The following is a 14,405-nucleotide window of genomic DNA, read 5'->3' as shown; positions in this document are numbered from 1 at the left end:
ACGAGAGAGGAAGTGGGGAAGTATGAAAAGTGAAATGAAAAAAGAGCTTTGGTGGTATTCCAATAAGCTTAGAAAATTAGAAATATATGATTAAGAACTACCTAAAAATCGCCTGGAGAAATATCCTGAAAGCCAAAGGTTTTTCACTCATCAATATTGCTGGTCTCAGCATTGGGATTTCTGCCTGTATTTTGATTTCAGTTTATATCCTTCATGAAACCAGCTATGACAAATTTGTTCCTGAATCCGAAAACATTTATCGCTTGGTTCGCCAATATGATTTTGGGACAGAAAAGCAGCAGGATGTGCATTTTTCCGCAAATACCGCTAGAACCGTTGCGGCTGATTTTGATGAAGTAGAAATGGCAGGAAGGATCATGGAAAATGATTTATTCTATGGGGCTGGAACTAATGAAATCCAGATTGATGATGATCCCATGCAACATCATGAAGAAAAGTTTGCCTATGCGGACCAGTCTATCCTGGATATTTTTAGCATTCCGATGGTATATGGTGATCGTAAGACCGCATTACTTCAACCCAATTCCTTGGTGATTTCGGAGTCTATAGCTAAAAAGTTTTTTAAAGACCAAAATCCAATTGGACATGTGATCTATCTGAATGGAAGAAGGGATGACCCTCGGACGATTTCAGGAGTCATGGACGATTTTCCGAGTAATTCACATTTGGATTACGACTATTTTCTGACACTATCGGAAGTGGAGTTTGGTAAAGGTGAGCAGACCCGTTGGATTCAAAGCAATTACAAGACATACCTTAAGATACGTCCCGATGTCAATGTAGAAGTTTTTAGCGAAACACTGAACGAGACATTAATTTCGAAATACCTAAAACCTGCTATGGTCGCGGCAGGATTGGCAATGGCTGAAACTATTGAAGAAAAGGCGGATACTTTTCTTCAGGCAATGACCGATATACAACTCTATTCAGCTTCTATCGATGGAGAGTCCAACATTCGAAATGACATTAGGATTGTCTGGATTTTTGGAACAGTTGCATTTTTTATTCTGGTGCTTGCCTCTATCAATTTTGTGAATTTATCAACAGCAAGATCAGCTAACCGCGCCAAGGAAGTAGGTTTGAGAAAGGTGATTGGCTCAGGTAGGTCGAATTTGGTTTTCCAGTTCCTGGCCGAATCAATCCTGATTTCTGTCATTGCATTTGGGATAGGATTGGTCATGGCAGAACTGCTCATGCCTTTATTCAAAGATATGAGTGGTATCGCTTTGGAAATGCCTTGGGATCAACCCTTGTTCATTCCGATTCTGTTTCTTTCAGCACTCTTTGTGGGAGGCTTGGCTGGATCCTACCCGGCAATCTACCTCTCTGGCTTTTCACCGATTCAGGTACTTAAAGGAAGATTGCGCCTTGGAAGTAAATCCGGAGGGTTGCAGAGTAGTTTGGTGGTCTTCCAGTTTACTGTTTCTATCATCCTGATAATTGGCACTCTCATTATCAACGAGCAGATGTCCTTTATTCTGAATGCGAAAGTTGGCTTTGAGAAAGAACAGGTTATCCAACTTTACGGAACCAATATGTTAGGGGAGAAGGATGAAGTCTTTAAGGAGGAATTGGCCCGATTGCAAGGAGTAGAATCTGTCAGCATCAGTGATTATTTGCCTTTGGAAAACACCAAGAGGAATGGGAATTCCTTTGTCAATGAAGGTAGAGATAATATAGACGAGACAATTTCAGGACAAGCTTGGGTGGTTGATGAAGATTACCTTTCCACATTGGGAATTGAATTGATTGCCGGAAGGAATTTCGATAAAACCATAGCTTCAGATCAGAAGGCTACCATTATTAATGAGGAAATGGCTAAAGAACTTGGATTAAGCGATCCTATCGGAAAGAGGATTTCCCGCTATGGAGATTTGAGTGAGATCATCGGAGTGGTAAAAGATTTTCGATTTGATAACCTCAAGGAGCGAGTTGAGCCTTTGGCTCTGTTTATGGGAAAAAGCAATACCATCATGTCTGTCAAAATAAATTCAGCAGACATACCAGGATTATTGGAGACGGTCGAGGGAAAATGGAATCAGTTTGCACCCAATCTGGCATTTCGATACGCTTTTATGGATGATTCTTTTGCCCAGATGTATGACAATGTACGAAGGGTGAAATTGATCCTTACAAGCTTTGCTATACTTGCCATCGTAGTCGCTTGTCTGGGATTATTTGCACTTTCTGCCTTTTTGGTGGAGCAGCGAAGCAAAGAAGTAAGTATCCGAAAAGTGATGGGGGCTTCTTTTGAAGGCATCTACGGAATGCTCACCAAAAAATTCCTCTTACTCGTTTTGGGCTCAATGGTTCTCGCTTGTCCTGTCGCTTATTATATGATGGAGAATTGGCTGAAAGACTATGACTATAAGATAGATATCAGTTGGCAGTCCTTTGCTTTGTCGGGATTCTTAGCTGCACTTATGGCTTTGTTTACTGTGAGTTATCATGCCATCAAATCTGCTAAAGTCAATCCTGTGGAAAGTCTAAAAAGTGAATAAATAAGTACGAAGTACGAGGTACAAAGTACCAAATATTACGAATAAAAAATAAAAAACAATGAGTTTGGAGGGTATTCAGATTTCTAGACTTTAAACCTTAAAACCATACATACCATGTGGAAAAACTATTTGAAAATCGCCTATAGAAACCTTTTGAAAAAGAAGGTCTATTCCTTTATCAACATGGTTGGTTTGGGTATCGGCATGGCCTGCTGTGTGCTTATTTTTATGTTTGTTCAGGATGAATTATCCTATGACCAATTCAATGAAAAAGGAGATAGGATTTACAGAGTGGTCCACAATTATTCAGCAGAAGATGAGCAATCTGAGAGCAATTCTCGTGAAAATTATTGGGTTTGGGGAAATGCTCCGGTTGGTCCGGCTTTAGAGTTGGATTTTCCGGAAGTTGAAAAGGTTGTTAGGTTTTCAGGCAGGGCAGATATCTTGTTTTCAACCGGAGATGAGATCCAGCAGGAAGATGGAATCGTCTTCATGGATTCGACTTTTTTCGAAGTGTTTTCTTATGAATTGCTCGAGGGTGATCCCAAAAATGCCTTGGTCGCACCTTTTAGCGTTGTGCTTTCGGAGACTACAGCGAAAAAATATTTTGGAGACGAGGAAGCATTAGGCAAAACCCTGAAAGGATCTGATGTTGCTGGAAGGGCAAATGCGGGTGATTACACAGTCACCGGAGTGATGAAGGATATGCCATCCAATTCACATTTGAAGTTTAATTCTCTGCTTTCCTTAAGTACATTCTATCAATCCAGACCTAGTGTATTTGATAACTGGGGTTATGTGGATACATACACCTATTTCTTGGCGAATGATCAATTCGACCAGCAGGCTTTTGAGGCAAAGCTTCCGGAATTTATCTCCCGAAGAGCGAGTGAAGAAAACGGACCGAATTATACAATTGGCATTGAACCGCTTAAAGATGTCTACCTCAGATCAGAGGTTCAGAGACAACCAGGAGATACAGCGTCCCTTTCTAATATTTATGTTTTCTCGGTCATAGGATTTTTCATTTTGGCGATTGCCATCATCAATTTCATGAACCTGTCTACAGCTAGATCCATGGAGCGTGCCAAGGAAGTGGGAATCCGAAAGTCTATCGGAGCTGATAAAAACAGTTTGATTTTCCAGTTTCTTGGTGAATCCCTCGTCATCGTAATTTTATCAGGTTTGCTCGCTGTCTTGTTCGTTTCTCTTGCTTTGCCTTGGATGAATGATTTGACAGGGAAAGATCTATTGGTCAATCGAGTCCTGAACTGGCAAACCATTCCATTCTTCTTTGGGATCGTGATACTGGTTGGATTGCTTGCTGGTTCTTATCCTGCTTTGGTATTATCCAGTTTCAGACCTGTTTCCATTCTCAAAGGGATCAATAAATCGGATGCCAAGGGAGCCAATCTCCGCAAGGGGCTTGTGATTTTCCAATTCAGTCTTTCTATAGCTTTGATAGCAGGTACCATCATCGTCTATAACCAAATGAGTCATTTGCTGGATAAGGATATGGGCTTCGACAAGGAGCAAATGCTTGTGATAGATTACAACTATGATGAGCAAGTCAATAATGTGTCTTCTTCCTTGGAAAATGAATTAGAGAAAAACCAAAATATTGCTTCGGTTGCTTTTTCCAGAAGCGTTCCGGGTAGCCATTTTCCCAATGCAGGAACCATCATTGAAAACCCAGAAGGTGAAATGATACAACAAGGTCAGGCCATATTCCAGGTTGGCTTGGATTTTATCGATCATTTCAATTTGGAATTGGTTGCTGGAAGGTCATACAGCAGGGATTACCCCTCAGATTCTACTTCAGCATTGGTCGTGAATGAAGCTGCGGCAAGGCAATATGGTTATGCCAATCCTGCGGATATTATTGGTAAAAAATTCGATCAATGGGGAAGAGCAGGAGAAGTCATCGGAGTGGTGAAGGATTTCAATTATATCTCCTTACATAATACTGTTGAACCTTTGACTTTGCCATTTGAAGCCTATGCCAGTCGGTATATGAGTTTGAAGCTTTCAACAGAAGATTTACCAGCAACTTTGGCCGAAATAGAAAGTGTATGGAATCAACTGGCACCTCATAGACCATTTATCTACAGTTTCTTGGATGAGGATTTCAATAGACAATACGAATCAGATTTCAGGTTTAGACAGATCTTTACCAGCTTCTCAATATTGGCAATTTTGATTGCCTGTCTGGGATTGTTGGGATTGGCTACCTACACAGCCGAGCAAAGAACCAAGGAAATCGGAATCCGAAAAGTGCTTGGTGCAGATATAGGAAGCATTGTGGGTTTGCTTTCCAAAGACTTTGTGAAACTGGTTCTAGTAGCAATAATAGTGGCAACGCCTGTAGCTTGGTTTGGGATGAACAAGTGGCTGGAAGGATTTGCTTATCAAGTCCCAGTGCATTGGTGGGTATTCTTGGTATCCGGTATCTTGGCTGTGATTGTAGCCTTGGTAACTATTAGTTTCCAAGCTATCAAAGCTGCTTTGATGAATCCGGTGAAGAGTTTGAAGAGTGAGTAAAACGATTTCGGATTTATGATTTCGGATTTACGATTGGGACCTTCTTGCAGTGGGGAGAAACGAAGACTTGGTAATCTGTTTTAAAGAAAAATTGATTTAAGAAACTAGAAGCGAAACCTCTTTAAGGATGACTATCAGAGAGGCTCAGTTTGAATAAACATTACAACCCTTCGACTTCGCTCAGGGTGACGCCTTAAACCTTAACCAATTTCGTGTATCCAATTTTCCAATCCGCCACGGCGGACAAGTTATTTCAATCTTTTAATTTCCAATTCTAAAACTATGTGGAAAAACTATCTGAAAATAGCGACTAGGAATCTCCTAAAAGAGAAAGCAAATTCCCTTATCAAAATAGGAGGATTGGCGATTGGCCTTGTCTGCTGTATTGCCATTTCATTCTTTGTATTTGATGAATATAGCTTTGATCGGTTTCACAAAAACAATGGGGAAATCTACCGAATCGTGGAGGAACAAATCCAAGGCGGGGATATCTATCATGTGGCTGTTACTCCGGGACCTTTGGCTCCAGTGCTAAAGTCCAATTATGAAGAGGTCAAAGAAACCGTGAGGATCGGTAGATTCTGGCAACCAGTGATTGTTAAAACTGAACAACAAAGTCTGGAATCAAAGTCTATTCTGATTACTGAAAACTCCTTCTTTCATATTTTCGATTTTCCTATGGTTCAGGGAAACAGCAGTTTTGCTTTGAATGATGTAAGTGATGTGGTGATTACTGAAAGTTTCGCCTCAAAGCTCTTCGGTCCAGATTGGGCAAGCCAAAGCCTAATAGGAAAACAAATCACTTTTGATAATACTAAGCAATTGCAAATTGCAGGTGTGGTGCAAGACCCTCCGGCAAATTCCCATATTCAATTTGAGGTGTTGACTTCATTTAAAGTGGAGGAGTCGAGCAAGTATAATTACAACTGGGGGAGCAATAATTTTCATACTTATGTGATGTTGGACGATCGCTCAGATGAAAAAGCATTTGAAAGCAAGATAGAACCGATTTTTAAAGAATATTCTTCAGATACAACTACCAAGTTGGCAATTCAACCCCTTTCTGATATTTACCTTTATTCAGACTTTGATTTCCAAACAGACTGGAGCAAAACAGGAAATGTGGCTTATATCCGGATTTTTGTTTCCGTAGGAATTATCGTTTTGTTGATTGCCATTTTCAATTTTATCAACCTTTCTACTGCCAGTGCTTTCAACCGGACCAAGGAAGTGAATGTCCGCAAAATCATGGGGGCCATGCGAGGGCAATTGATTTATCAATTTCTGACAGAAGCTTTTATTGTGAGTTTTGTAGCGATACTATTGGCCTTGGTGCTATTTCAACTAGTTCTCCCTATACTCAATGAGATTACCGGGAAAGAAATGGTTTTGCCATTTCAAACAATAACATTCCCCTTAATTCTTTTCCTCGGGACTGTTTTGTTGAGCCTATTGGCTGGTGTCTATCCTGCATTTTTCCTTTCCAGATTTAAAAACTCCAAGTTCCAATCAGTTGGAATAGGATCAGCCACCAAAAACCAGAGTTTTGGTAAGTTTCTGATCGTTGTCCAGTTTACTTTTGCCATGGTTTTGATGGTGAGTACAGTGACCATTTACAGGCAATTGGATTTTTTACAGCAACGTGAATTAGGATTCGATAAATCTCATTTAGTCAGTGTCTATTTGAAAAAAGGGGTCCAAGACAAATCAGAATTATATAAAAGCGACCTGCTGGGACAAGCCAGTATTTCTCAAGTTTCCCTAGCCTCCAGCAACCTCATAAATCTTACCACTTCTTCTGATAATGTCGATTGGGAAGGAAATGATTTGGAAACCAAAATTCTTTGGGCCCATATGAACGTGGATCCGGATTTTCTGCCCACGACAGGAATGGAGTTGGTTTCCGGAAGAAATTTTGATTTTAAAATGTCCAGTGACACTGCATCATTTATACTTAATGAAACAGCGGTTAAAGAATTAGGATGGACTTCTGAAGAAGCATTGGGCAAAGAATTTTCTTTTTGGGACCAACCCGGAACGGTGATCGGTGTGGTGAAGGATTTCAATTATAGACCGATGAATGTTCCGGTTGGACCAATGATTTTGAGAAATTGGCCTCAGTATGCAAAATCCAACTTACTGGTTAGGATAAGGGAAAACCAAGTGAAAGAAGCATTAACCTCGATTGAATCATTATATAAAAAATACGATCAGGAATCTGAATTTCAGTTCAGTTTTGTGGATCAGGCCTTAGATAGGCAATACAGAGCCGACCAAATCGCAGGAAAGATTGTCATGAGCTTTTCAATCTTAGCCATAGTTATTGCATGCTTTGGCTTAGTAGGATTGGCAGCTTATAGTGCCGGTAGAAGAACAAAAGAAATCGGGGTCAGAAAAGTGTTGGGTGCGAGTTCGCCTACCATCCTTATGATGCTTTCCAAAGAATTCATGCTATTACTTGTATTGGCATTTGTTGTAGCCTCTCCAGTTGCTTTTTGGATCAGTTCCGATTGGCTCAGTGACTATGCTTTCAGAATTGATTTGGAGTGGTGGTTCTTCGTAGGAGCCGGTATCCTGACTATGGTAATCGCCTTATTCACTGTGGGAACACAATCCCTGAAAGCCGCTCTAATGAATCCAGTGAATAGCTTGAGAGATGAATAATAAAGTACGAAGTGCAAAGTGAAAAATACGAAGTGAAAAGTGTTTAGAGTCAGTTTGTTATAGATTAAGGAATCAATATTTGGTCTGAAAAATATTGAAACCAGAACCTGCTTTAAATAAAGAATTAGTAAGAATAAACAACCTAAAAATAAATGCATCAATAATTACACACTTAAACCTTTTGAGCCATGAGCCATATCGCCATTCCTATCCCGACATTTCCTGGTAAACAGGATATAGAAATACAGGTAATTATCAACAATGAAGTAAAATCCCTGCATTACAAAGTTGAATTGTTTTATTGGGATGACTGCGCCAATCCCCAAGGACATCGAGCCGATTGTATCTCGGATATGCTTTCCCATCATGATCCCAACTGGACTGTCTATTACATTGGGGCTCCTACGGACAAATTTGTCCCGATTACTTTTGTGAGCAAGGAAAGTAAAAAGTGGATGCAGGTAAGGTAAGGATTTGAATAGGATCCTTTGTTTAAGAAAGAATCCTCCCTTTCCTTTGTTCTGTTCCAATACGAATAGAATGAACAGCAACTTATGCATACCCTAGAACCTAATTACAATTGGAGGAATATATACATCGCCGCTGAAGATCAGAGATCTCCATTTTTTGGCTATGAAAACTCTGAAGTTTACTTTACTGACCAGATTTATAATTACCTCATCCATCCTCAATGGGATAATTTTGGAAGTGAGACGCTCTATTTGAAGGTGCTTTTTGCGGATTATAATCTAGGGTTTGCAATTATTGAGTTTTTGGGTGAATGGAATGACCTTCTAAACAATGATATCATGACCTTGAAAAGAGATGTGATCGAGGTAATGATCGGAGAGGGGATCAATAAATTCATCTTGATCTGCGAAAATGTCTTCAATTTCCATTCTGATTTGGATTCAGTGGATTATTATGAAGAATGGCAGGATGAACTGGAGGAAGGTTGGATTGCTATTTTGAATGCGAGAGAACATGTCCTCTCAGAAATGGGCAAGTTTGGAATCGATCAGTACTTGGTGATGGGAGGCAAACTCAATGATATCTCTTGGAGGACGAAGCATCCTAAAATACTTTTCAAGGAACTCGATGAATTGGTAGTGAAAAGGCTGGGGTTTTGAATGGTAGAGCTTTCCTGTAAAATAGGGCATTTCCAAAAAGTATAGAATGAAAGGGTTCTTAGAAAATGAATTTGCCCGTAGGCGAACATTTTTGTTCGGGGCTTTTGCTCTAAACTTTTGGAAACTTGGTCTTTTAGCCAATTTGGAGACTTTTTTAATGGCACAAAAGTGGAAATGAATTCAAGTGATTTTCTCTATCGATTTCAACCGAATGGGAAAGTCCATTATTTAACTCAGAAATGTCTCAACAAATACTTTGAAATATGATCAAAAACTATTTCAAAATTGCCTGGAGAAACATTGCCCGAAGTAAAGGCTATGCATTTATCAATATCGGTGGTTTAGGAATTGGGATTGCAGCCTCAATTTTGATTCTTATTTGGGTTCAATTTGAGATTTCTGTGGATAGATTCTATGAAAATTCTGATAGAATTTTTGCAGTGTGGAGAACGACCGAAATCGAAGGAGAACCCGTGAGTTGGGATTATACTCCTGCTCCTTATGGGCCTACTTTAAAGGAGAATTTTCCTGAAGTGGAGTCAACTGCCCGAATTACTGAATGGGATCCCATGATTTTATCTGTTGGGGATAAAAAATTCTCTGAGCTGCCGACATTTACTGATCCCGGATTTTTTGAAATTTTCAGTTTTGAAGTATTGGAAGGGGATCCGGTGGAAGCTTTAACTGGACCAGATAATATAGTTTTGACGGAATCTGTGGCAAAGAAGCTTTTTGGAGAAACTTCCGCGTTGGGGAAATCCGTCAAAGTGGAGGATCAATTGGATTTTGAAGTAAAGGCTGTGATCAAAGATCTGCCTCAGAATACAGAGTTTTCTTTTACTGCATTTATTCCTTTCAAAAAGCTGGAAGCCATGGGATGGGTGGATGATTATTGGGGAAATAACTCCATGCGAACTTTTGCAATGCTTACTGAGGGATCAGATGTCGAATTGTTCAATAAAAAATACAGCAACTTTTCAATAAAGTATGGAGGATTAGAGGATAAGATTTCTGACTTTTTATTTCCTGTCAAGGATTTGCATCTCTATTCCAAATTTGAAAATGGGGAGTCAGTAGGGGGGAAAATTGAGTTGATTCGAATGTTTGGGATTGTATCAATCATTGTGTTGATCATTGCAGGGATCAATTTTGTAAACTTAAGTACTGCTCAAAGCGATAAACGCTCCAAAGAAGTAGGAATTCGTAAAATTTCAGGAGCAGGAAAAGGAATGTTGATCGGTCAGTTTTTGTCTGAATCAATACTGATTGCCCTCTGTGCTTATCTGGTGGCTTTGGTTATTGTTTCCCTTTCATTTCCTTGGTTTACTAATTTGATCGGGCAGGAGTTAGCCAATCCTTTTTATCAACCGTTTTTCTGGATTTTATCTCTCGTCTATATCCTTTTTGTTGGGGTTTTAGCTGGAAGCTACCCTGCATTTTTGATGAGCTCCTTTAACCCAACTTCTATTTTTAGATCAAAAATGGGAGTTAATAAAAGCTTTGGTATCAAGCCAAGGGAAGTCTTGGTGGTATTTCAATTTTCGGTAGTAGTAGCATTGATTTCAAGTGTTTGGATCATCCGAGATCAAGTAGAATATGTCCAAAATCGGGATATGGGAATTAATGAGGATAATTTGATTTTTCATCAAGTGACTGAATCCATCCGAAAAAATAAGGAAGCGATGAGAAATGAATTGTTGGCTCTTCCAGAAGTGGAAAGTGTCACTTATACATTTTCCCCTTTAACTGAGATTTACAGTGATACCAATATGATGGATTGGCAAGGGAAAGATCCTGATTATAGACCAACTATGTATAGGATGGGATCAGATGCCAACTTAGTCAAAACTGCAGGAATGGAACTGATAGCTGGTCGTGATATTGACGTATTCACTTATGCAAGTGATAGTATGGCGGCAATCATTAATGAAAGGACTGCTGAAATACTGGGATTTGATGATCCGATTGGTCAAGTTATCAAAGATGATGAACTGGAGTTTGCTATAGTTGGAGTGGTGAAGGATTTCATCATGGAATCACCTTTTGCGGAAGTGAAGCCAATCGTTGTAATGGGGCCAAAGAGAAACCTAAACTTCATCCATATCCGCCTGAGTGAGAACCAAAATATGGTCAATTCATTAGCCAGCGTGGAGAAAGTATTCGCTAAGTTCAATTCAGGATCTCCTTTTGAATACCAGTTTGTGGATCAAGTAAATGCGAAAAAGTTTCAGTCCCAGAAAAGAACAGCAGCTCTAACTTCTCTATTTTCTGGATTGGCTGTAGTAATATCCTGCATGGGTTTGTTTGGTTTGGCAACATTCATTGCTGAAAGAAGGAAAAAAGAGATATCGGTACGAAAAGTATTAGGCGCTTCTGTTTCCAATCTAGTGACTTTGCTTTCCACCGAATTTAGCCGTTTGGTATTATTGTCAGTAATCATAGGGATTCCACTTTCTTGGTATTTTATGAAAGACTGGTTGGATACCTTTGACTACAAAACATCAATCGATTGGAAAATCTATTTACTGACTGGAATAATAACGCTTTTGATAGCACTTTTGACCGTGAGCTCTCAGGCTATAAAAGCCGCCTTGGCAAATCCGGCAAATACACTAAAAAGCGAATAAGAGTTTTAAATAAATCCAAAGCTTAAATGAGAAAGCCCAATTCCAGATTTCCGGAATTGGGCTTTTGCTTTTAGGAGTCTAATATCAGTGACTGATAGGCTCCGCTACAGCTGCAGGTTTGATATTCTGATTCACTTTAAAGAAGTTGGTCGGATCATATACCTGCTTTATTCTAGCCAGCCTTTCATAATTGTCTTTGTAACTGGCTTTGATTCGTTCCTGGCCTTCATCCTGAATGAAGTTTAGATAGGCTCCCCCTGAGGAATAAGGATGCAAAGCTTCCCAATATTCCTTACACCATTTTGTGATTTTGTCCGCATTGGCAGGATCAGGATCCACACCCACATACACAGCAGCATATTTGGCGTCTCGATGAGCCCAAGGAGTTTGGTCAGGAGCTACCCGGCTTGCCGCTCCACTTATTGGGTATAGATGCATTTGGGAAAGAGGAGTGGGGATTTTAGATCCAAACTCCAAATGTTTTGCACCTACTTCTGGACCCAGTTCCTTGAAATAATCCCCTCTCCAATACCATTGCAAACCTGGAGGAAGCATTCCGTCAAATAATGTCTGCAGTGATGGATAAGGCATTTCTCCTACATGATGGAAAATCGGTTCCATAGCGAGAATTGGCTTAAATACCTCTTCCTGTTTGGCAGGATCGCCAAGGTATGACCAAACTATTCCGCAGAACATTTTATTGTGAAGGGCCTCTGGGAATGGAGGTCCAGGGATCACCATGGTCGCAATAAATCCATTTAGATCATCAGAGGCATTGTTGATGAATTCATGGTACCAAGCCATAACTTCCTCTATTTTTTCAATAGGCCAAAGTGAAGGGCCTCCAATTACATTTTTGACTGGATGGGCCTGGAATTTAAAAGCTGTGACAATCCCAAAATTTCCACCTCCGCCACGGATGGCCCAAAAAAGATTCGTGTTTTCCTCAGCATTGGCTTTTACAAAAGTACCGTCTGCCAAGACTATTTCTGCTTCCAAAAGATTATCAATGGTTAAGCCATATTTTCTGGACAGATATCCGACTCCACCGCCAAGAGTCAATCCGCCGACTCCTGTTGTAGAAATAATTCCAGCTGGTACAGCTAATCCAAAAGGATGCGTGGCATGATCCACTTCTCCCCATAAATTACCGCCACCCACTCTTACAGTTTGGGTTTCGACATCCACCTGCACGAATTTTATTCCTGAAAGGTCTATGACCATTCCATCATTACAGAGTCCTAAGCCGCCTCCATTGTGACCGCCTCCTCTGACAGCTACCAAGAGATTATTCTCCCTTCCAAAATTCACAGCGTAGATTACATCTGCTATATCTACGCACATGACAAACATACCTGGTCGCTTGTCTATCATCGCATTAAAAACCTGTCTTGTCTGATCGTATTCCTCATCTTTTGGAAAAATTACCTTTCCTCTAATCTGAGTAACAAATGCTTCAATGACAGAATTTTCTAAATCTTTAACTTTTGTTGACATGATTATAAGTTTTACTAGTGATGGTATTAAAAATTGCTTTAAGCCTACTTGGATATGATTTTGGGTGCTTCTTCCTGGTGTGCTGTTTTGCCAGTCGAAGGATAAGCGTGTGATTTCATCGTATCGATCACGAAATCGAGCGCAGTATTCCATGCCTCAATCGTTCTGGAAGTTTTGTTTTCTCCCATGACCTCTTCTATTGTCTCGATCATGGCCTTTTTGACGACAGGATAATATTCCGCTTTGACCCCATAATGGACATGACTTTGCCCCAGTTTTTCAAGGCCTTTCTTCAAATGCTCCGGTCTGGAAAGTGAATAGACGATTCCACCCAACATGTGGGTCAATAACCTCCCTTGATCTGTCAGGTTATTCCTGAAAAGTGCTCTGACACCTGGTGCCATTTCGAAGACTTTTTGATAAAAAATTGTGGCAAATAGGTCTTCATCTTCTAGCATGGTGTTTAGAGAGGATTGCAACTCCAACTGAAGATTCATTTCCTTGAATCCTATGAGTTCTAAAAGCTTTAAAGGATCTTCTTTTCCTGCTACTTTGTTATTGAAAATCTGCCCGATTTCGAAAGCTTCACGATTGAGGTTTTCATAAACAGTGTCAGAAATAAGTATGGACGTTTGAGTGGCTTTTGTCTCGTTTTGAATTCTACTGGCCACATTGACTGGATCACCGATCACGGAGAACTGCTTAAAAGTAGGATGACCCAAAAGTCCCAAAAATGCTGTTCCGAAATTGATCCCTATTCCGCATTTTAGTTTGACCTCAATATCCTTGAGTTCGGATTTGTTGAGAATATCCAGCGCGTATTGCATTCCTAGAGCAGCTCTTACGGCATCCTCACAGTTTTTCTCAGCTGTTCCCCCGGTTGTCCCAAAAACCCCAACAATTTCATCTCCCGCATATTGATAGATAATCCCATTATTCATGAGAATTGGTTCTCCCAAAGCGGTATAGAACTTATTTAACATGTAGGCGATATCGAAATTGAAATTTTTCTCGGAGAGCTGGGTGTAATTCCTCAAGTCGCAAAATAGGATGGCAATTGGCCGCTCTTCAGCTCTTCCCTGAGGCACCAGTTCTTTTTGAAGGTTGTTGACCTCTCCACTGGACCAAATCAGTCGCTGTAATGAAACATCTCCTTTAGGTCTAGCCTGACAAGCTAGTCTTATAGATGGATCCCACTTGCGGGCATGGCAACTTGATTTTTCATATTCAGTTTTAGGACTGAGATTTTGGATTCCATCCAACACTCGTACTCTACAGGTTGTACAGATACCATGACCACCACATTCATGCATATGAGGTATCTTATTGGCAATCGATATATCCAGGAGCGTTTGCCCCATTGGATTAAAATCAACTTGTCGATTGATTGCTGAATAAATGATTTTATTTGACATGATGTAAAA

Annotated in this window: 8 protein-coding genes; 6 read left to right on the top strand and 2 right to left on the bottom strand. The window is 40.1% G+C overall.

What is annotated here, in order from left to right:
* Positions 1 to 86 precede the first annotated feature (86 nt).
* The 6 genes from J0A69_RS17985 to J0A69_RS17960 all read left to right on the top strand — a co-directional run bounded on the left by J0A69_RS17985 (position 87) and on the right by J0A69_RS17960 (position 11,484).
* Positions 87 to 2,522, top strand: coding sequence for an ABC transporter permease (locus J0A69_RS17985; RefSeq protein ID WP_206588010.1), 2,436 nt, complete (start codon positions 87 to 89; stop codon positions 2,520 to 2,522).
* Between the two features lie 114 nt (positions 2,523 to 2,636).
* Entirely contained in the window at positions 2,637 to 5,063 is a 2,427-nt protein-coding gene (locus J0A69_RS17980) for an ABC transporter permease (protein ID WP_206588009.1), read from the top strand.
* A 282-nt stretch (positions 5,064 to 5,345) separates the two neighbouring features.
* Positions 5,346 to 7,727, top strand: coding sequence for an ABC transporter permease (locus J0A69_RS17975; RefSeq protein WP_206588008.1), 2,382 nt, complete (start codon positions 5,346 to 5,348; stop codon positions 7,725 to 7,727).
* Positions 7,728 to 7,915: 188 nt separating this feature from the next.
* The gene (locus J0A69_RS17970) at positions 7,916 to 8,197 is read left to right on the top strand and encodes a hypothetical protein (RefSeq protein WP_206588007.1); all 282 of its coding nucleotides are present in this window, start codon (positions 7,916 to 7,918) and stop codon (positions 8,195 to 8,197) included.
* A gap of 84 nt (positions 8,198 to 8,281) precedes the next feature.
* Positions 8,282 to 8,857 carry a hypothetical protein gene (locus J0A69_RS17965; protein WP_206588006.1) on the top strand — a complete coding sequence of 192 codons (576 nt, stop codon included), beginning with the start codon at positions 8,282 to 8,284 and terminating at the stop codon, positions 8,855 to 8,857.
* Positions 8,858 to 9,120: 263 nt separating this feature from the next.
* Positions 9,121 to 11,484: an ABC transporter permease gene (locus J0A69_RS17960; protein ID WP_206588005.1), complete on the top strand. Its 2,364-nt coding sequence runs from the start codon at positions 9,121 to 9,123 to the stop codon at positions 11,482 to 11,484.
* An 84-nt stretch (positions 11,485 to 11,568) separates the two neighbouring features.
* Here the strand turns inward: J0A69_RS17960 and J0A69_RS17955 are convergent, their stop codons facing one another.
* Both J0A69_RS17955 and J0A69_RS17950 read right to left on the bottom strand, forming a co-directional pair.
* Positions 11,569 to 12,981 carry an FAD-binding oxidoreductase gene (locus J0A69_RS17955; protein WP_206588004.1) on the bottom strand — a complete coding sequence of 471 codons (1,413 nt, stop codon included), beginning with the start codon at positions 12,979 to 12,981 and terminating at the stop codon, positions 11,569 to 11,571.
* Positions 12,982 to 13,025: 44 nt separating this feature from the next.
* Positions 13,026 to 14,396, bottom strand: a complete 1,371-nt coding sequence (locus tag J0A69_RS17950) for an adenylate/guanylate cyclase domain-containing protein (RefSeq protein ID WP_206588003.1) — start codon at positions 14,394 to 14,396, stop codon at positions 13,026 to 13,028.
* Positions 14,397 to 14,405: the final 9 nt, after the last annotated feature.

It is taken from the genome of Algoriphagus pacificus (genome assembly GCF_017254845.1).
GTDB classification, from domain to species: Bacteria; Bacteroidota; Bacteroidia; order Cytophagales; family Cyclobacteriaceae; genus Algoriphagus; species Algoriphagus pacificus.
The sequence above is the reverse complement of the archived record's forward strand: the minus strand, read 5'-3'. Positions and strand labels throughout refer to the sequence as shown.